The 18,590-nt window shown below is 52.5% G+C and carries 14 protein-coding genes; 4 read left to right on the top strand and 10 right to left on the bottom strand.

The window, feature by feature from the left end:
• Positions 1-49: 49 nt before the first annotated feature.
• Genes ABD735_RS07565 through ABD735_RS07535 form a run of 7 tightly spaced genes read right to left on the bottom strand, consistent with a single transcriptional unit; the run spans position 50 to position 10,494 of the window.
• Entirely contained in the window at positions 50-931 is an 882-nt protein-coding gene (locus ABD735_RS07565) for a GDP-mannose 4,6-dehydratase (protein ID WP_344804956.1), read from the bottom strand.
• Positions 931-1,965, bottom strand: coding sequence for a GDP-mannose 4,6-dehydratase (gene gmd / locus ABD735_RS07560; RefSeq protein WP_344804953.1), 1,035 nt, complete (start codon positions 1,963-1,965; stop codon positions 931-933). The genes ABD735_RS07565 and gmd overlap by 1 nt, the downstream gene beginning before the upstream one ends.
• Positions 1,962-5,750 (bottom strand): glycosyltransferase, encoded by a 3,789-nt coding sequence (locus tag ABD735_RS07555; RefSeq protein ID WP_344804951.1) that lies wholly within the window; start codon positions 5,748-5,750, stop codon positions 1,962-1,964. Before ABD735_RS07555 ends, gmd begins: the two co-directional genes overlap by 4 nt.
• Entirely contained in the window at positions 5,750-7,075 is a 1,326-nt protein-coding gene (locus ABD735_RS07550) for a class I SAM-dependent methyltransferase (RefSeq protein WP_344804949.1), read from the bottom strand. The genes ABD735_RS07555 and ABD735_RS07550 overlap by 1 nt, the downstream gene beginning before the upstream one ends.
• The gene (locus tag ABD735_RS07545; RefSeq protein ID WP_344804947.1) at positions 7,075-8,292 is read right to left on the bottom strand and encodes an ABC transporter ATP-binding protein; all 1,218 of its coding nucleotides are present in this window, start codon (positions 8,290-8,292) and stop codon (positions 7,075-7,077) included. Before ABD735_RS07545 ends, ABD735_RS07550 begins: the two co-directional genes overlap by 1 nt.
• The gene (locus ABD735_RS07540; RefSeq protein ID WP_344804945.1) at positions 8,292-9,083 is read right to left on the bottom strand and encodes an ABC transporter permease; all 792 of its coding nucleotides are present in this window, start codon (positions 9,081-9,083) and stop codon (positions 8,292-8,294) included. The genes ABD735_RS07545 and ABD735_RS07540 overlap by 1 nt, the downstream gene beginning before the upstream one ends.
• Positions 9,070-10,494 carry a mannose-1-phosphate guanylyltransferase/mannose-6-phosphate isomerase gene (locus tag ABD735_RS07535; RefSeq protein ID WP_344804943.1) on the bottom strand — a complete coding sequence of 475 codons (1,425 nt, stop codon included), beginning with the start codon at positions 10,492-10,494 and terminating at the stop codon, positions 9,070-9,072. The genes ABD735_RS07540 and ABD735_RS07535 overlap by 14 nt, the downstream gene beginning before the upstream one ends.
• 508 nt (positions 10,495-11,002) lie before the next feature.
• Between ABD735_RS07535 and ABD735_RS07530 the strand changes: the two genes are divergently transcribed.
• The 4 genes from ABD735_RS07530 to ABD735_RS07515 are packed head-to-tail and all read left to right on the top strand — an operon-like array spanning position 11,003 to position 14,764.
• Positions 11,003-11,560, top strand: coding sequence for a phosphatase PAP2 family protein (locus ABD735_RS07530; RefSeq protein WP_344804941.1), 558 nt, complete (start codon positions 11,003-11,005; stop codon positions 11,558-11,560).
• A gap of 31 nt (positions 11,561-11,591) precedes the next feature.
• The gene (locus tag ABD735_RS07525; protein WP_344804939.1) at positions 11,592-13,442 is read left to right on the top strand and encodes a putative nucleotidyltransferase substrate binding domain-containing protein; all 1,851 of its coding nucleotides are present in this window, start codon (positions 11,592-11,594) and stop codon (positions 13,440-13,442) included.
• Positions 13,443-13,444: 2 nt separating this feature from the next.
• The gene (locus ABD735_RS07520; RefSeq protein ID WP_344804937.1) at positions 13,445-14,083 is read left to right on the top strand and encodes a 3'-5' exonuclease; all 639 of its coding nucleotides are present in this window, start codon (positions 13,445-13,447) and stop codon (positions 14,081-14,083) included.
• A 57-nt stretch (positions 14,084-14,140) separates the two neighbouring features.
• The gene (locus ABD735_RS07515) at positions 14,141-14,764 is read left to right on the top strand and encodes a flavin reductase family protein (protein WP_344804935.1); all 624 of its coding nucleotides are present in this window, start codon (positions 14,141-14,143) and stop codon (positions 14,762-14,764) included.
• A gap of 8 nt (positions 14,765-14,772) precedes the next feature.
• Here the strand turns inward: ABD735_RS07515 and ABD735_RS07510 are convergent, their stop codons facing one another.
• The 3 genes from ABD735_RS07510 to ABD735_RS07500 are packed head-to-tail and all read right to left on the bottom strand — an operon-like array spanning position 14,773 to position 18,579.
• Positions 14,773-16,479, bottom strand: coding sequence for an EAL domain-containing protein (locus ABD735_RS07510; RefSeq protein WP_344804933.1), 1,707 nt, complete (start codon positions 16,477-16,479; stop codon positions 14,773-14,775).
• Positions 16,469-16,927 carry a response regulator gene (locus ABD735_RS07505; protein ID WP_344804931.1) on the bottom strand — a complete coding sequence of 153 codons (459 nt, stop codon included), beginning with the start codon at positions 16,925-16,927 and terminating at the stop codon, positions 16,469-16,471. The genes ABD735_RS07510 and ABD735_RS07505 overlap by 11 nt, the downstream gene beginning before the upstream one ends.
• Positions 16,924-18,579, bottom strand: a complete 1,656-nt coding sequence (locus ABD735_RS07500) for a sensor histidine kinase (protein ID WP_344804929.1) — start codon at positions 18,577-18,579, stop codon at positions 16,924-16,926. The genes ABD735_RS07505 and ABD735_RS07500 overlap by 4 nt, the downstream gene beginning before the upstream one ends.
• Between the last annotated feature and the right edge of the window lie 11 nt (positions 18,580-18,590).

Here is an 18,590-nt window from a genome sequence, read left to right as displayed (position 1 = left end):
TATAAAGATACTCCTACTACCCAAGCCGGATCGGTTCAACTATTGACCATTAATTCAGCATCCAGCGAAGGGTCTCTTCCAGCTCCGGTGTATCCCAGTCACCGATACAGTGCCGAAGCTTTGTGGTGTCGCCACAAAGAGTTTTGACTTCGTTTGCTCTCACGAAAGCAGGGTTCACTTGAACATCGATTTCATGCCCCGTGACGTCCTGGCACAGCAGCAATACCTCCCTAAGAGAGTGAGTTTTACCTGAGGCTACATTGAAGGTTTCACCGATTGGCTGCTTCTCGATGAGCTTTCGATAGGCCTGAACAACCGCACGCACATCGCTAAAATCCCGCGATACGTCAAGGTTGCCGAGTTCAATCGAGCCAGCCTTACGCTTGAAGTGAGAAACGATTTTGGGCAAAAGAAAATTTTCAGTCTGCCCCACGCCTGTGTAATTGAACGGTCGAGCAAAGATAATTGGTAACTTTGACAGCCAAGTCCGCGCCATGTATTCCATGGCAAGTTTGCTGACGGCATAATCGTTAGCCGGTGCAGGTGGCGTACCCTCATTCAGTATACCTTCCGCCTGATTGCCGTAAACGTTCGCACTGCTGGCGAGTAGAACGCTTTCAGGGATCTTACCGGAAGCCGACACAGCTTCAAGCAGGTTCCGGGTGCCAATCAGGTTTACCTGGTAGAATTGGTTTGGGTCGCCGTGCCCCACGAATGCTAATGCGGCCAAGTGAACCACTACATCAGGCTGAATCTTCGCAAGCGCAGCTTTAAGGGAAGCGGAGTCAATAAGGTCTGCCTGGACATGACCAGGCGAGGTTGAAGCATGGCTGCCGAGGCCGATCACCTCATAGCCAGCAGACTCCAGCTCCTTCACCAGGTAGTGACCAGTAAAACCCTCACTTCCTGTTATCAATACACGCTTGTTCATCAAAACGAAAACCCAATCTTATTTCGGCGAAGATCTGCCTCCACCATCATCTGACAGAGCTCTTCCAAAGTGGTTTTTGGCTCCCAGCCTAGCTTCTCACGCGCCTTTGCTGGGTCACCAATCAATAGCTCCACCTCAGCCGGGCGATAAAAACGTGGGTTCACTGCTACTAGTGTTCTGCCGGTGGAGGTATCGACAGCTTTCTCCGCCTCGCCCTCGCCTTGCCATTCAACCTGAATTTCAGCAGCTTTACAGGCCAGAGTGACAAAATCCCGAACTGTTTCAGTACGGTTGGTAGCAAGTACATAGGTGTCCGGCTCATCTACCTGTAGCATTCGCCACATACCCTTAACATAATCTTTGGCATAGCCCCAGTCGCGTTTCGCGTCCATGTTGCCCAGCTCAAGAATACTCTGCTTACCTAATTTGATTCGCGCGATGGAATTGGTGATTTTTCGAGTGACAAATTCCTGCCCACGTAGCGGCGATTCATGGTTAAACAGAATGCCGCTGGCACCAAAAATGTCGTACGATTCGCGGTAGTTAATCGTCATCCAGTGCGCGTACAGTTTGGCGACTCCGTAGGGACTACGCGGGTAGAAAGGCGTATCTTCTTTCTGAGGTATGGCCTGGACCTTACCGAACATTTCTGATGTAGAGGCCTGATAGAAACGGATCTTCGGGTTTACGATACGAATGGCTTCGAGTAGATTGACTGGCCCCATCCCGGTAATCTCACCCGTGGTAATTGGCTGATCAAACGACACGCCAACAAAACTTTGAGCCGCCAAGTTATAAACTTCTGTCGCTTCGGTTTGTTGGAGTAGGCGGATGTTCGATGAGAGATCAGTCAAGTCGTATTCAACAAGATGAAGGTTCGAGTGCTCATGAATGCCAAGCTCCTCAATCCGCCAGAAGTTTACGGAGGCGGTCCGGCGAAATGCGCCGTAAACGATATAGCCTTTCTCCAGCAGAAGTTCGGCGAGATAGGCGCCATCTTGGCCAGTGATGCCGGTGATAATTGCTTTTTTCACAACGTTTCCTTCTTAATTGATCTTGCAGAATTACCGTCAGATGTCACGAGATCTAAAATTTGCTGAGCTGATTCTTTCCAAGTCGTCCAGGGCATGTCCACTGAAGTGGGGTGCTCACCTGCAGTATATAATTTTAACCACTCCTTGATAGCTTCGGACAGCGTTGTCAGTCCTTTATCGCCGCCGAAATAGAATGCATGCTTACCGGCCACCTCGCGGAAGACTGGAATATCCCGGGCGATGATTGGCATTTTATGTTGAGCCGCTTCAACTAGGGGAAGACCGAACCCTTCTCCATAGGAAGCTGCTATCAGTGCAGTACTAGCTGCGTAGACCTTTTCCAGGTATTCATCACTAATGCCACTCAACCAAAAAAGTCGCTTATCTAGCTCGGGATGAGTGCTTAATCTTCTAACAGTTTCAGGGATGTCTCGGCGCTGATCATCCGGCAGCCCACACCAGCCTTCCTTGCCAACAATAACGAGATTGACTTGATGCCCTTGCTCCCAAAGCTTGTCAAAGGCCATGAGTGTTTCGGCGTAGCCTTTCCGAGGCTCGATCGTTCCAACGAGGAGAAAGCTGTGCTTGGAGGAAATATCGTTAAGCACGGTCTTGGACTTGGCCGGTAAGCCTTTTGTAGGTGCTGAGCTTAAAACATCCGCCCCAAGATGGAATGAATCCACTGAAAATTGGCGTCTAGCTTGAGTTTCCGAATAATTTTGTCCAGCCCAATCTCGCAGTTCGCCGGCCACCGTTTGAGATATACAAATCGCCCCATTGAAATCCATAAGCGCTTCTAGCCAGACTCTATGCTGGATATCAGCGCCGGGGGGAAATACCGTCGGCATTGATATTGGCAATAAATCAAATACTACCGCGCGAACCGACACCCCCCGATTTTGCAGACTTCTGAAAAAGCCTTGGCAAGCAGCATCGACGAGTTTACTACCAGAAATATCAAGCGTAAGGACTATGTCGCCTGACCCGGGATCGCAGACTTCATCATCAAAACCATCTGATGGACACTGTAGCAATTCCATCGTATATCGGCACGCTGTTCGATATGACCATCGACCATAGTCGCAGGATAGATAAACTGGAACAATTTGGTGCCTTGTTACTGAGGTTAGTAAAGATACCATCAACGCGCGTGCGACTCGCTCGATACCCGATTTCAGATCCTGCAAACAAGTCGCCGTGACGTCCAGGAAGATTCTGTCGTTCAATTTTGGTAGCGGATGATTTTGAGCTATCGCGTTAGCCAGCGGGATCAGCTCAGCCTCTAAGGAATGAGGCTCTATCACTCTGGCTATCAAGTTCACTACTGCCTGCGAAGTGGGCCCTCTATTTCTGGATAAACCTTCAATAGCTTTAACATAGCGCCCCGCACAAGCCGAAGGACTATGTTCAGTGACGATTATTTCTCTGGCGAGCGCGCCCAAGGTTCGGCGTTTCTCTGGTTGCTTCCACAACATTTCCAGAGCTGATACCAAGTCTTCATTTTCGAATTCGTCATCTAGCATGCAGACGGCCGCTGAGTCTAATTCTGCTAAAGAACCATTCGCGTTCACGATAATCGGAATACCATGGTTCATGCAGTCCAAAACGGCTGCCGAGGATTCGCCTCGGCTATTAGTTCTCAATTGAACGGCGACGTCTGCGCGGCTTAAATACTGATTAAACACGTCAGAGGACACATAACCAGTTATCTTTATACGTTCACCCAACCCGCTTTTCTTTATGAGACGCAGAATAGAATCACCATAATCACCTCCGTGGTTCTCGCCAACGAAAACAAGGTGACACGTATCCTTTTTGGATAATTCAGATTCAACAAACGCTTTGATGAGCAAATCATTAAGTTTGGCTGTATCGAGGAATCCAAAACTGCAGATCAAAAAATCATGTTCGGTGTAACCTAATTCGTCGACCGGCCTGTTAAATGTCGGGTCGTAAGAAGTGAGCCCTCTCACAAGTGGAATTTTCAACCAACTATCACTTAGATCACTGTTATAAAACTGAGCAGCCAACTTGATTGAAAAGTCTGAATGGACGATGACGCCAAGTGCATGCTGGAGCACATGGCCATTTACTGGCCAACGAAGCTTGGCATCATCTCGACTTTTGAAGCTCTCGGCAGCTGCGTATAAACCGTGGCTGTTAATTAATTCTTTTCTCCAAGCGTAACTTGCGAAGTTGACCTCCTCGCACCATGCCATCAGCCCGCTCAGAAAGAAGTCATGAAGAACTACGACGCCGGGAATTTCAACCATCGTAGATAACATATGTTTATGAAAAGGAGAGTTGCCGAACTGATAAATCACATAGTCATACTCGGCCCCATGCCGACGAAACCAATCGAGATCCTTGACTTCACCATACTGACAAAGTAGAGGATCGACCTCGACTTGATCAACAACCAGAGTAAGATCATAGTACCGCGACAATTCTGGAATCAAAGCAGCGCTATAGTCAGCAATACCGGTTCGTTCCGGCGGTAAAGGTGAGACAAATGCTAGTTTGGGCTTGCCCTTCACGACGCAGTCTTTCCTAAGCATTGCGTTTTTAATAATTAGCTCTTCCCAAGCATTTAACGCAAGTTTCGCCGTCGTATCCCAGGAAAACTGTTGAGCCTGCTTCAACCCATGTTTAATCAACCGTGTTCGAAATGCGCCACCGTCGAGCACCTCAGACATCTTGCTAGCAATTGCGAGAGCATCGAACGGATCGAACAGAGCTTCGGGCAAGCCGACAACTTCGGGAAGGCTTGAGGTGTTAGCGGCAATTACGGGGGCACCACATGCCATTGCTTCCAATGCTGGCAAGCCAAAACCTTCGTGCCACGAAGGAAAAACGAAAAGTGCGCAAGTTTTATACAGGATCACCAGCTCTTCATCCGTAATATAGCCTGTAAATATTAGGGAGGTTTTTGGTACGCCTGCCTTTTTTGCAACTAACTTCAAGTTATCAATGTCACATTGTGCTATGCGGCCAGCGAAAACAAGTTGGTGATTCTTACGCTGAAATACGGACAACTGTGAGTACGCCATAATAAGACGAACCAAATTCTTCCGCTCATCAGCCCCGCCTGTGTAAAGTATGAACTCGTGGTTCAGGCAGAATTTATTGAGAACAGCATTGATTGCGTCTTCGCATATAACTTTTTCAGCAAATTCGTTGGTTACCGCAGTTGACACATTTCGCGACTTACCTGCCACTTCAGGGAGCGCTATAGCAGCCTCATTGCAAGCAAACTCCGAGATTGCCAAGCAAAGGTCTGCCTGTTTCAAGTAATCGATTTTCCTAGAGTAGAACTTACCGTAAATCTGATTTGGAAGAAGGTATTGATCTGGATTTAGGAAAGGAATTAAGTCATAAAGTGAGACGCTAACTGGCGTGGACTTATCAAATCGCCCTAAACTTGTGACGGCATCGTCTACGAATCCTTCAAAAAGACTTGTGATGTGGACAATGTCCGGCCTCAGACTTGCTAGAAAAGCCTCTCGTAGCAGCTCTGTTACCTCCCGACGAGCGGCATTGTCTGGGCTTTCCTCATTAACGGGTCCCGGAGCGTCCCAAACACGAACATTCTTCTGAGGTAACAATCCCTCGAAAGATGCTCGAATGGGCTCTATGGTCTCTGGAAAAAGACCGTTTAACGCGAGAAATATCTCGTGGTTGGAACTGTGCCGTACTACAGCATGCGCGAAAGCCATCGTGTATCGACCAATGCCGCGATACCGGCTCTCCGTCTGAGCGCCTTGCATGTCGATTACAATTCGCATTACTGATTCTCCCCTTGGACTTTTTCGAGCGCACTTTTCAAATCCAAGTAGACTCTTCGCGCATGGGGATTTAGATTTGCTATTTCGTTCGGTGTATTGCGATCAAGAACAAAGTTGGAGGACGCTCGTTGCTGCCTCAGTAATGTGAGACGTCTTTTCAGGAAAGGTAGCCGAGTGAGAATGGACAGAACAATACGCTTCAATACGGGCCTCCGCGAGACGTACAAAGCAGAATGCCTAATTAAGAGATCAAGCCTCCCTCCGGTGTTCAAGCCTTGAAGTTTTTTCCTCACTCTACCAGCAGCACGGAGGGGCGCGGTAACTTTCCATGATGTGCTCGCTTTCAACGCGTTTACCGCAATCATTTGATCTATTAAACGAGCTTCCAGATCTTTTTCCCTGGTTCGAAAATTCTCATCTGTTTCTTTTTTTATCTGAATTTCTAAGGTTTTTAAAGATGCTCGCAACTCAACATTCATCGATTCTGCCGATGCTCTAGCCTCGCTCTGCGCCTGAAACGCTTCATCTTTAGTCTGATTTAGTTCCTTCTGCATTAGTCCAATTTGATGCGATGTGAAGGCAAGCCGCTCATCAAACCGAGTAGCGAGTTGATTCAGGCCGACACCATAAGCTCTTTCAAAAACTTCATCAAATGACGCCAGTTCGGCTACATCTCCAGATTTCTGCGCGACGACAGCGTAATCGGGGCTGACCCCGGACAAAACGTCCAGCAAACCTACATCTGTTCTCGGCGGTAGCCCTTTCTGCTCTTGCAGTAGAAGCGTTTTGACACGATGAAACCCAGTGTGCTCAGCGACAAAAGAAAGTAACTGCGAAGGAATAGGATTGCGATGCGTAGGGTCCAAGTAAAACGAACTGGTACCTACAATGATGTTTTCTGTGTTTGGCGTTTCAATAATCAGGAGTCCGCCAGGCCTCAGCACCCGTAAGGCCTCTCTCACCAACAACCGTAAATCATCAAAAGCAATATGCTCTACTACGTGAAAAGCAGAAAGCAACATCGCAGACTCGCTCTCCAAAGACTCTATATACTGGAGAAGGTCCCCTTTCATGGCCTCCAGTCCCAGTTCCTGACAAGCAGAAAGCATGCCCTCATCAAGATCGACGCCGGTAGCGGAAAAGCCTAATGAGGAGACATACTCAAGCCATTCCCCCCTTCCACACCCAAGATCTACGGCTTTTGCTTCCGACGCTATTTTCAATAGAGGCTCAACAAATGGTTGATAAACCGTTAAACGACTTTTGATCAGGTCTCTTGAGCCTCTGTGTTTTTCCTCGAAAGCGCGATAAAAGTCTTCCGTCATTACCACCACCGAATTTGAGGGGGAAGCCACGCAACACCGACAAAGGTATTGACCGACGAGTTGAGCACTGAAAATACCAGGGCATGGTCTCGCCATTCATAATTGCGAGCCACATGGGTATCGTCCCCATGTAACGCAATCGATACCGAGTAACTACCTTCCCCTAAATTTAGATCGAACGAAAACTCGATCGTTATATCTTGTCCTTCCGAGAGGTTTTGGAGTACGTGTTTATGATGAAAAGTATTAGTACCAAAGACTGACTGGCCCAAGCGGTCTTTAACCAAGTAACCGACCACAAGCTCATTGATCGGTTTTACACAACGAATTGCTAAGCGTAACCGCACAGTTTGGCCTACTGAACCTACTTCAAGGGGTTGCCCATCGCGATTCAAAAGGTTTACAGAAACCAATGTAGCCTCCCCTGAACCAGAGACTGTTTGGACCCTACCGTCTTCTTGAACCTTCTGCTCGACCTTGTGATTTTCTTTATCAGCCAACATCGCGTTATAAAAATCCATAACCGACTCGGGACTCCCTTCCATAGCCAGCTTTCCTGAGTTGAGAAGGATTGCACGATCACAAATTGCCTGAATAGCGCCCTTGTCATGCGAGACCAACAAAAGGGTCGTGCCTTGCTCTCGGTATTTTCGAATCCGATCAAAACTCTTGTGCTGGAAATAGGCATCCCCCACCGAAAGTGCTTCATCCACGATGAGAATATCTGGCCGCCTTGCAGTGGCTACACTGAAGGCCAAGCGCATCTGCATGCCGCTTGAGTACATGCGCGCCGGCTGATCAATATAATCGCCAATTTCTGCGAAAGCCTCTATTTCAGGCATCAAGCTGGCGATATTTTCGAGGGTAAGCCCAAGAAGCTGCCCGGCCATATAAACATTTTGGCGCCCCGTGAAATCCGGATGAAATCCCATGCCTAGCTCTAAGAGCGCAGCCACTCGTCCGGACATTTCCACGGACCCAGTGGTTGGCATAGTGGTGCCGGTTATCATTTTAAGCAGCGTGCTCTTCCCGGCTCCATTCATCCCCACGATACCTAACGCCTCACCAGGGCTGACGGTAAAGTTAATGTTCTGAAGCACCCAAGTCAGCTCATGCCTAGTTTTATCTCCTGGCAGCACCCACTCTGCCAACCGGGACCAGCGACTGGGATATCTCTTGTAGGCTTTTCCGAGATCTTTAACAGTAATTTGCCCCATCAGAGTTCATCCACCATTTCACCGGCGTGCTTGCGAAACAGGCGCATGCCTGCAAGGCAGAAGAATATACCCAACGCCAGAATGGGTATTAGAGCCTGCCAATCTGGCAGTTCTCCACGGACGAGAATAGTCTGGTAGGCGCTCATCAATCCTGTCATCGGATTATAGACAAAGAGCTCCTGAGCCTTAACAGGGAGGATTGTGGCTGGATAGACGATGGGGGTTAACCAGAACCAGAACTGAAGAATCACGCTGAAGGCTTGGCCGATATCTCGAAAGAAAACGTTTAGAACGCCTACTGTAATTCCCAAACCAATAGCGAAAATGAGCTGAACCACAAGCACCGGTAGGATTGCCAAATAGACTAAACCAGGAAAGGTGCCCGTAAAAACCAGGAATAATGTGAACAAACCGAAGATAATGCTGAAGTTCAGTAGCGCGGTGGCCACCACAGTTACTGGCAAGCATAATCGCGGGAAGCTGAGTTTTTTCAGCAAGTTTCCATGCTCGAGGAATACGTTCTGACTTCGCCCGGCTATCTCAATAAAAAGCCCCCATGTTAAAATCCCCGAACAGAGGTAGATGCTGTAGCCGAAACTGCTCTCAACCCCAGGCAACTTCGCCTGCATGATCTGGGAAAAAATGAGTGTATAAACCAGAATCATCGAGAGAGGCTGAATAACGGTCCAAGCCACGCCCAACAGAGAATTCAGGTATTTCGTCTGGAACTCTCTCTTGACGCTACCGAGAATAAACCCCCGGTAAGCCCAGAGTGCGTTAAGCGCGCCCATAGGTATCCTCAAAGCGAACGATGTCGTCTTCCCCCACATAGGCACCGGATTGCACCTCAACCAACTCGAGCGGCATTTTGCCTGGATTGGTTAAACGGTGAGTCACGCCAATGGGGATGTAGGTAGACTGGTTTTCAGTGAGCAGTTCTTCTTCACCGTTGCGCTCCACAATGGCAGTCCCTTTGACCACAATCCAGTGTTCAGCGCGGTGATAGTGCATCTGTAGTGAAAGCTTTTCGCCTGGCTTGACGGTGATGCGCTTCACCTGGAACCGGTGTCCCTCATCGATGGATTCATAATCGCCCCAAGGGCGATACACTTTCGCGTGAGTATGGTGCTCGGAGCGATTACTGGCTTTGATTTCCTGAACAATTTTCTTCACGTCTTGAACGCAGTCCTTGTGAGCCACCAGAACGGCATCTTTGGTTTCCACAACCACCATGTTATCAATGCCGATGGCTGCAACCATTCGGCTTTCACCACGAATGTACGAATTGCTGGACGAGGAGGTGATCACGTCGCCTATGCACACGTTCTCGTCGCTGTCTTTGTCTTCCACCTCCCACAAGGCTGACCAGGAGCCTAAATCATTCCATCCGGCATCAAATGGCACAACGACAGCTTTATCAGTTTTCTCCATTACCGCGTAGTCGATGGATTCATCTGGGCAAGCCTGGAAAACATCGGCAGGCACCCTATCGAAATAGGCATCCGCTTCAATGGCCTGAGCGGCGTTCTCGCAGGCTTCGTAAATGTCAGGGCGCGCATTTTGGAGCTCTTCAAGGTATACCGACGCCCGAAAGATAAACATGCCACTATTCCAGTAAAAATTACCAGCAGCCAGGAACTTTTCGGCGGTTGTTTGGTCAGGTTTCTCCACAAACCGGCTCACGTGGAAGGCGTACTTATCGGCACCTAGAGACTCCCCGGCATCGATATAACCAAAACCGGTCTCTGGCGAGGTTGGAACGATGCCGAAGGTCACGAGTTGGCCTTCTGCAGCAACTTCGGCGCCTTGCCGAATCAAAGTCACAAAGCGCTCTTCATCTGCGATGAGATGGTCAGACGGCAAAACCAGCAGTAGGGGGTCTTCTCCACGGGCGCGCTGCTGCATTGCCACCAAGGCGATCGCTGGTGCCGTATTCCGGCCGAATGGCTCCAGCATGATCCTGTCCAGGTCAATATTTCCCTGCCGCGCCTGTTCGGCCACAATGAAGCGATGTTCTTCATTGCACACCACGACCGGGGCTCTGGCATTCAGCCCAGTGGTACGCTGCAAAGTTTGCTGCAGCATGGTTTGAGAGCCTGTAAGACGAATATACTGTTTTGGCATCAGAGTCCGGGATAACGGCCAAAGGCGCGTGCCGCTGCCGCCTGCCAGGAGAACCGGAAGAATAGATACATCTGCCATAAATTTGCCTTAAGTGTCTCTAAAATCATTTGGAATCGAAACCAGAGCCGATTGATAATAGGCCATGGCTCTCTCGTCAGTAGCCTTCCGACCCAAGCTAAAGGGAACAGTCTCCACTTGCTGTCGCAGTGATCGCTACCGTTTGCTCATAGGATGGGAATGGCATGATTTGCCAAAAAGCTCACGTGGTGGAAAAGCCCAATCCAAGTTATGTGGGGCTTCTCCGGACGCTGCGGGAGGTCTCACCGTTTAACATTTCACCTCTTTTTGAGGCGCGCAAGGGTATCACAATAATCGTTGTCGTGGTTGCAGAAAGCTGTTTCAACGAAGCTTAATGCAAGTGCAACAAAAACGTCATCTGGCTGCTGCATCCTGTAAGTACAAAGATATAAAAGTTGGAGCGCAGCAGCATAATGCTAGTCGATACACTGAGGATCTACGAGAGACGCCATATTCGCCAGTTGTCTCCGTCCTATTGCCGCCGTATAGCATTACAGGCATCCAGCTAATGGACATCCGCAAAAACGCCCTCCTCTTTCAGAAATTCGACCAACTAGAACTCACCACCTGCCTCCGCCTAAACGGCTACTGTCACAAACTCCTACCGCGGCAGTTCTTCTCCGTCATCAGCCGCCTCGGCGACGGCGCGGCCTGGTTCACCCTCCTGCTGCTCCTACCGGTCTTCTACGGCGTCACAGGACTTCAAGTCAGCGCTTCCATGGCCCTCACCGGCCTCGTCTGCACCCTCATCTACAAAACCCTGAAAAGCTCGCTCATCAGAACCCGCCCCTTTCTCAATTCGCCAGATATCCTCTGCGGCACGGCCCCGCTCGACCGCTATAGCTTCCCGTCTGGTCATACCATGCACGCGGTATGCTTCAGCGTGATGGTCATTCATTTCTGTCCGATCTTCGCCCTGGTCGTGGTGCCCTTCACGGTGCTGATCGCGCTGTCGCGTGTCGTGCTCGGCCTCCACTACCCCACCGACGTCATTGTCGGCGCTTTGCTTGGCTGGGCGGTCGCTGCCATCGGCATTGCCATCAGCCATTCGACCTTTGTCTACTAACGTTAAACCGTAAAGCAGTCAAAAATGCGGGATGACTATAGATCTTGGTCCCATAGAAGCCTTTATCGCTTCACATCATCCGTTTTCCGAATTACCGCCAGAATCAATCAGGGAGCTGGCGCATGCGGTGCAGATTCTCTACCGCACCTCAGGTGACCATGGCGACTTTCTGGATCCGGACAAGCCGCGGCTCTATGTCATTCGCAAGGGCGCTATCGAGCTGACATCCAGCGACGGCAAGCTTATCGACCGACTGGGGCCTGGCGCAAGCTTCGGATTTCCCTACCTCCTGACCGGCGAGATCTCCGGCAACCAGATTATCGCCACCGAAGACATCCTCGTGTATGCGGTGCCAGCGAGCACTTTTCATGCCCTGCGCCACCGGCATCCGGCCTTCGAACGTTACTTCACGCAGGCGCTGGCCGCACGCTTCCGGCTTCGCCATGACGACAGCGCCTATAGAGCAGTGCAGCGCATCTCCGAGGTGATGACCCGCCGCCTGGTCGCCATCGAAGCGCACGCGGCCATCAAGGATGCGGCGATTCTCATGACGGAGCACCGGGTGTCGTCCGTGCTGGTGACTGAGGGCGAGCGTCTGGTCGGTATCGTGACCGATCGCGACCTGAGGGCCCGCGTACTGGCTGTTTCAGGCGATGCAGCCGAGCCCATCAGCAGCATCATGACCTGCCAGCCAGTCGCGGCCACTCAGGACATGTTCGTGCATGAGGCTGGTTTGCTGATGCTGCAGCACAACGTTCACCATTTGCCAGTGCTTGATGGTGAGCGGCCGGTTGGCGTGATGAGTGCCTCGGATCTGTTACGGGTTCGAAATACCGACCCGCTGTACCTGGTGAGCAAGATCGCCAAGAGCGCAACGGTGAAGGAACTCGTAGCCCATGCCTCGCAGACCCAGCGCATGTTGTTCGAGCTTATCCGCGCCGATCTGACGGCTGAGAACATCGCCCAGATCTTTACCGGCATCAACGACGCCCTCACGCGTCGCCTGATCACGCTGGCGCAGCACGACCTGGGGGATGCCCCTACGGACTTCTGCTGGCTCAGCTTCGGCTCACAGGCCCGCCTGGAGCAGCATGCGGGGTCTGACCAGGACAATGCGATCATCTACCTGCTTCCTGAAGAAGAGGATGCTGCCGCGACCAAGGCTTACTTTCTCAAGCTGGCGACCTTCGTTTGTGAAGGGCTCGATAGCTGCGGCTTCCCGCTCTGCCTCGGCGATATCATGGCGAAGAATCCGAAGTGGTGTCTGAACTTCGATGAGTGGGTGCAGGCCTTTGAGGGCTGGATTGACCAGCCAAGCTCGAAAGCGCTGATGCACAGCAGTATTTTCTTCGACATTCGCGGCATTGCCGGTGATACCCACCTCGCCACACGACTGCAGTCCCAGGTGCTGTCGATGGCGAAACAGCGCGATATCTTCCTGGCACTGATGACGAAAAACGCCCTGTCACGCAAGACGCCGCTGGGCTTCTTCAAGCAGTTCGCGGTCACTCGAAGTGGCAAGAATGAGGCCACACTCGACCTCAAGCACCTTGGGCTGTGCCTGATCACCGATATGGCCCGTGTCTACGCCTTGAGTGCTGCCCTGCCTGAAACATCCACGACGAGTCGTCTGCGAGCCTGTGCGGCCGCTGGTGTGCTCAACCAGGATGATGCCAACAATTTACTGGATGCCTTCGAGTTCATCTCGCACCTGCGCCTTCGCAATCAGCTGGAGCAACTCGAGACCGGACAGCAGCCCGACAACCTACTGGATCCGGAAAAGCTCAGCAGCCTGCAGCGTAACCACCTCAAGGCTGTCTTCCGCCTGGTTGATCGGGCACAGCGCGGCCTGGAGCAACGCTTCACCCGAGGGCTGGTATAGCGATGGGTTTACTGAAGCGTCTGTTCGGTGGCCCCCACTCGAGCTTTGGCCGGCCATGGACCGAGTACTCTCTATTGGCCGTCGATCTGGAGATGAATTCACTCGATCCTGAGGTCGGGGCTATCATGAGTATTGGTGCGGTGGGCATTGAAGATGGCGAAGTCTGCCTGTCGACTGCGAAACACTGGCTCATAGAGTCGAGCCATGGCGTGGGCAATAGCGCAACCATCCACGGCATCACAGACACTGAGCGGACTGGCGGCGCCACGCTCGCGACAGCACTGGTCGAACTACAGGCCGCAGCCAGTGACCGAGTACTGCTGTTTCATCACGCCTTCCTGGACCTTCGCTTCCTCGCGGCAGCACTGGAGCGCACTGGCCTGCTACCGCTGGACACCCCCCACATCGACACTATGAAGCTCGAGCAGCGCCGTCTGGAACGGACTGGCCAGCCATTACACCATGATGCCCTCCTATTGAGCGAATGTCGCCAACGCTATGGTCTGCCAGTCTATCCTGCGCACAACGCGCTGCATGATGCGCTCAGCACCGCCGAACTGGCCATGGTGCAGTTTCGTCAGATGAGTGGCTCGAAGCCGCTGCCCTTATCGACCTTTATCGAACGCGCCCTGCCGCTGTAGACTGACTCCGTAAGCGCCAACGTATTTCGTGTTCCCTCCATATCTGGACCTGACCACATGATTGTCGATTTTTCTGATCTCAGCAGTGCCCGCGTCTATCAATGGATGACTCAGAGCGTGATTCCGCGCCCAATCGCCTGGGTGCTCTCGGTGAACGCTAAAGATGCTCAGGACCCCTTCAACCTGGCACCTTTTTCCTACTTCACGGCGGTATCCAGCGCCCCGCCCACTGTCATCTTCTCGGCGGGCCGAAAAAGCGAAGAGGCTTTCAAGGACAGCTACGTCAACGTCAGCGAACGCAGGAGTTGCGTGATCAATATTGCGTCCGTCGCGCAGATGGCGGCGGTCACTGAAACGTCTCGCACCCTACCTTATGGTGAGTCTGAGCTAGGCCGGGCAGGCCTGGAACTGACTGATTTCGATGGTTTTCATCTGCCGAGGGTGAAGGGATCTCCAATCGCCTTCGCCTGTGAATATCTACAGACGATCGAGGTGGGCACGAGCCCTCAGATGCTGGTGCTCTGCGAAGTGAAACGGATGTTTGTGGATGATGCCGTCATGACTGAGGATGCCAAGGGTCGCCCGCTGATCGATGCCCTGAAGGCCGATCCTTTGTGCCGTCTTGGCGGCGGACAATATGCTTCGCTTGCTGAAGTGTTTACCCTGCCGCGACCAGAGTGATCATAAGCTTACAAGACGGGCAGGCTTTCGCGGACGGCTTCGAACAGGGCCTCTGCTGACATGGGCCTGCCAATCAGAAAGCCCTGTCCGTAATCGCAGCCCAGGGCACGCAGAAACTCGAACTGTTCAACGGTCTCGACCCCTTCAGCCACTACCTCGAGCCCGAGCGAGTGCGCCATCGTGATAATGGCTCTGACAATGACAGGGTCCGCTACCTGGTTTCCAGCCCCACAGACGAAACTCTTGTCTATCTTCAGTTGCTGGACAGGTAAATGCTTGAGATACCTCAGCGACGAATATCCAGTGCCGAAGTCATCGATGGCGATATGAAGTCCAAGCTGTGTGATGGCGTTCAGCAAGGCAATGCTCTCGCCGCCGGTATCGATGAAATTGGCTTCGGTGAGTTCGAGTTCGAGCCGCTTGGGGTCGATCTCGCTTAACTCCAGACGACGCTCGAGATCATCCAGAAAGTTCGCCACTTTCAATTGGCGAGGTGAGATATTCACGGCGACGGACAGCGCCGACATGGTCGGACAGCTCCAGGCCTTGATTTGTGTACAGGCGGTCTGCAGGACCCATTGACCCAGTTCAATGATGAGCCCGGTCTTTTCCGCCACTGGAATGAACTTGTCGGGGCCGAGCAGGCTGCCATCGTCGAGCTCCAGCCGCAGCAGAGCTTCGGCACCAACGATCTTGCGATCACTGAACCTGAACTGAGGCTGGTAGAGCAGGCGCATGCGCTGCGCGGCCATGCCTCGACGCAGTTGATGCTCGATATCGACGCTTTCCTGCAAGCGACTTTGAATGGCCTGAGAGAAGAACTGGAAACTGCTCTCACCGCCAGCTTTTTTAGCCTCATACAAGGCCATATCTGCGTGTTGCATCAGCTCGATTCGGGATGAGGCATTTTCCGGGTATGTGGCAATGCCGATGCTGGCGGATACGACCAGCGATGTGCCAGCTGCCTTGATCGGTACGCTGATCGCGTCGAGCAGCACCACGGCCACAACGGCGGCATCTTCCGGTGCGCCCAGGTGTTCGAGTAGAACGACGAACTCATCGCCGCCCATCCTGGCGACGACGTCGCCATCACGGGTAAGCTTGTCGAGACGCCGCGCAATGGTCTGCAGCAACTTGTCGCCCACATGGTGGCCCAGGCTGTCATTGATGTCCTTGAATCGATTCAGATCCAGGAAGAGCACGGCGAGACCGGTCTTATTGCGCTCGGCTCTGGCCATCGCGCGGTCGAGATTATCTTCCAGCATCGCCCGATTACCCAGTCCGGTAAGCGGATCCTGGATGGCCAGGCGGGCCATCTCGAGCTGGCTGCGCTTCCGGTCTATGGCATGGCGAATAATGCGCTCGAGCAGAGTTGGTGTCAGCTCGCTTTTGGGCAGGAAATCGGCGGCGCCTATGCCGATCATGCGCTGGTCCATCTCCAGGGTATTGGCACCGGTCAGCACGATCATGGGCTTGTCGATTCTGGCTTCGACGGCTGCATTGATCAGCTCTGCTCCGTCGCCCTTGTCTAGCACGTAGTCGACGAGGTAGACGTCGAACAGATCCTGAAGAATCAGCTCGCGGGCCGCTTCGAACGAGCTGGAATGTTCGACCCTGAAATTCGAGTTGTTCGACGCGTGCAGGGCTTCATTCACCAGAATGAAATCCTGAAAGTCGTCGTCAACGACGAGCACGCTGATGCTGTCAGCGGCCAAGAGGAAGATTTACCGTATCGAACCAGTATCCCGCGAAATGCCTGATTCGGTCGACCAGCACTTCGAAGTCAGCAGGTTTACAGATATAGGAGTTGGCGCCAAGATCATAGCTACGCTCTATTTCCTCAGCCTGGCTCGAGGTGCTGAGAATCACGATCGGTATGGTGCTGAGCGCAGGATCTCGACGGATTTCGCGCAGGCAGCTGATGCCATCCTTGCGCGGCATGTTGAGGTCCAGGAGGATGATGCCGGGCCAGGGAAACTGCTCGACATCGGCGTACTCGCCTTCACGCCGGAGATAACGCATCAACTGCTCGCCATTCTCGACATGATGCATCGGATTGGGGAAGCCGCTTAACCTGAGGGCTTCCTCAGTGAGTATTCGATCCTGCGCATCGTCGTCGGCCAGCAGGATACTGACCGGTCCGCTACTGTCTATTCGCCTCACACTGAATCACTCCGCTGTTCCACTGGCAGTCGTACTTCAAAGCAGGTGCCCTGCTCTACCTGATCGATAACATGTATTTCCCCGCGGTGCCGTTCGACGATCTTTCGACAGATGGCCAGCCCCATGCCGGTACCTTCATACTCATCCCGGTTGTGCAGTCGTTTGAAGACATCAAAAATCTGCTCTCGGTAGACAGCGTCGATGCCAATGCCATTATCAGAGACTCTGATAAGGTAATGTTCCCGATCCACCGCGCCTTCAATCTTGATGACCGGCGCCACATCAGGCCTGCGATACTTGAGGCTGTTACTGATCAGATTCTGAAACAGCTGACGAAGCTGGGTCTGATCGCCATCTATCGAAGTGAGTATAGAACATTGTATGTCGGCGCGTGATTCAACGATCGCCAGTTGCAGATCGTCACGCACATCAGCGATGACTTCGTTGAGTTCCACCTCTTCGAACGGTCTGGCCTTCGAGGTCACCCGGCTATAGGTCAGGAGGCTGTCAAGCAAGGCCTGCATGCGTTCAGCAGCCTCGAGCATGTAGCCTGTAAACTCCTGGCCTTTCTCATCAAGGCTGCCATAACGACCGGTAACCAGCAGCCGCCCAAAGGAGAGCACCTTCCGCAGGGGTTCGCGGAGGTCGTGAGAGGCAATAAAGGCAAAGTGCTGCAGCTCATAGTTCATGTTCTGCAGATCATGATTACGCTGGCGGACGCTTTCTTCCAGCCGCTGTCGACCGGTGATATCCACCACGGACGCGATCACACTGACTTCGACATCCGTGTCCAAGGGACTGAGATCGATCTCGAGCGGCACGCGCTTCGCGTCCTGGCGGATACCGATCAGACCTTCTTCCACGCCAAGCGTTTTCACGACCGCGCCATTGGCATCTGCGTTGGTGAGCCGTTCCTGCAGCACGAGGGCGTGCACGCCATCGTAACCTGAGGGAATGAGCTGCTGCATGCGCATGCCTTTGAGGTCCTCGGTGTGGTAACCGAAAATCGTGCCGGCCTGGAGGTTGGCCAGCTGTATGGTGTCATGTTCATCGATCAGCATGACGCCATTGGGGCTGGCCTGGAACAGGCCACGAAAGCGTTCCTCTGCGGCGCGGCGCTCCCGAACTTCTTCCTCCAGTGCCTGTTTGGCTATTTCCAGTTGGCGGGTACGTTCGGCCACCCGGGCCTCGAGCTCTTCGCCTGAACGGCGCAGCGCCAGTTCGGTGTCCTCGCGGCGGTTGATTTCCTGCCTGAGCAGATCGTTCGAAGTTCGCAGTGCGGCTGGACTTGGCAGCTCCAGCAGTTTCGGAATCAGCGGCCAGAGCAATACCGCGGTAATGACGGAGGCTGCAGCGGTGACTGCCTTGGCAAGCCCCTCCAGATAGTAGTTGCCATTCCAGGTATTCCAGATCTCGATGAGGTGGGTCGTGCCACAGGCCAGGATAAATGTGGCGAAGAGGATGAACATCCAGTCGAAGGCGAGATCCTTGCGCTTCTTGACCAGCACCCATAGTGCTATGGGAATACTGTAGTAGGAAATAACAATCAGACTATCAGAGATGGTATGCAGGAGCAGCAGGTCGTCTCGCCACAGGTAGCAGTGGCCGTGAGGCATGAAGTTGACACCGAAATACTCCGCCCAGGACGACATTGACACTGCTC

The organism is Allohahella marinimesophila (genome assembly GCF_039538005.1).
Classification (GTDB): domain Bacteria; phylum Pseudomonadota; class Gammaproteobacteria; order Pseudomonadales; family Oleiphilaceae; genus Allohahella; species Allohahella marinimesophila.
Note: the sequence above shows the minus strand (reverse complement) of the source record. Positions and strands in the feature narration are given on the sequence as shown.